The sequence below is a fragment of the Streptomyces virginiae genome (genome assembly GCF_000720455.1).
In the GTDB taxonomy this organism is placed as follows: Bacteria; Actinomycetota; Actinomycetes; order Streptomycetales; family Streptomycetaceae; genus Streptomyces; species Streptomyces virginiae.
In genome coordinates, this window is the sequence record NZ_JOAK01000081.1 from 1 (window position 1) to 1,631 (window position 1,631).

The 1,631-nt window shown below is 67.2% G+C and carries 1 protein-coding gene; it reads left to right on the forward strand.

What is annotated here, in order from left to right; genetic code table 11:
* On the forward strand, window positions 1-1,592 hold a 1,592-nt coding region (locus IG86_RS0138030; RefSeq protein ID WP_107056335.1), incomplete at its 5' end, for an ISL3 family transposase.
* Window positions 1,593-1,631: the final 39 nt, after the last annotated feature.

A 1,631-nucleotide genomic window follows, 5' to 3' on the forward strand; every position in this document is an offset into this window, starting at 1 on the left:
CTGGGGGTTTGGTGCGGTTGTTTCCGTATCTGTCGGGTGTGGTGGTGGAGTCGATCTCACGGGACGCGGGTGTGGTCACGTTTCGTACGCGAGCCCGGGCCGACGCGGTGAGATGCCCGAGGTGCAAGTCGCTGTCGTGGCGGGTGCACGGCCGATACGAACGGCGTCTGGCGGACGCCGCCGTGGGAACCACACCGGTGGTGATCCGGTTGGTGGTCCGCAGGTTCAAGTGCCTCAGCTCCGGCTGCCCGACAGTGACCTTCGCCGAACAGATACCGGGACTGACCAGCCCTCACGCCCGACACACCCCGGTCCTTCGCAAGCTGCTGGCGCGGGTCGCAGAGGCTCTGGCCGGCCGGGCCGGAGCTCGCCTGGCCCGACGGATGGGGATGCCGGTGGCGAAGGACACCCTGCTACGGCTTCTTCGCGCCTCTCACCTCGAGGAACCCGGCGCGGTGCGGGTCCTGGGGGTGGACGAGTTCGCCCTGCTCAAGGGGCACAACTACGCAACGCTGCTGGTCGACCTCGAAGCCCGCCGGCCCATCGACGTCCTGCCTGGCCGGGAGGCCGCGACGGTCGCCCGGTGGCTCGAAAGCCATCCGGAGGTCGAGATCATCTGCCGCGACAGGGCCTCCGCCTACGCCGAGGCAGCCAGGGCAGCCGCGCCTCAAGCGGTCCAGATCGCAGACGTGTGGCACCTCTGGAACAACCTCGCCAAAGCCGTCGAGAGGACCCTCACCAGCCATTACGCCTGCATCCGCGCCGGCCACGAGGCCGCCAGGCAACCTGGCGAGGAGGCTCCCGTGGCACCACCGGACGGAACGCTCGACGTCAACGGGCGCCCACGCCGGATCGTCGGACGGATCCGCGAACGACACCGCCGCGTCCATGAACTTCTCGCCCAAGGCCGATCCCTCCGTGGCATCAGCCGGGACCTCGACCTGGACTACTATGCCGTCCGCCGATACGCCCAAACACCGGACGTTGACCAACTGCTGGTCAAGGTCACCCAGCGCCGCACCCTGCTGGACGACTACAAGCCCTACCTCTACGAACGCTTCACCCAGGGCTGCCGCAACGCCAGCCAGCTCTTCCGCGAAGTCCGTGACCAGGGATTTCGCGGCGAACGCACGGGGGTCAACCGATACATCCGTCAGCTGAAGCAGGGCATCGAGACCGCCCCTCCAGCACCCGCCCTACCCAAACCGCGGCGGGCACTGCGTTGGGTGATGACGCACCCCGACCGGCTTCGGTCGCATGAAGTCCTCGGCCTCAAGTTGGTCCGGGCCGCCTGCCCTGAGCTCGACACGGCCGTCGAGCACGTTCGAGACTTCGCGGCCCTCATGCAGGAACGACGCGGCCAGGACCTCTTCGACTGGATCGAACGGGTCCACAACAGCGACCTTGCATCGCTACAGCAGTTCGCCCGCGGCCTCCTCCATGACCAGGACGCCGTCGTCGCCGGCCTCTCCTCAACCTGGAGCTCAGGACAAGTCGAAGGCCAGGTCACACGCGTCAAGTTGATCAAGCGAGCCGGATACGGCCGAGCCAAACTCGACCTCCTGCGAACCCGGATCCTCCTCAGAACCTGACCACCAGCCGATCACAAGATCAGCGACAGAGTCCGTTCA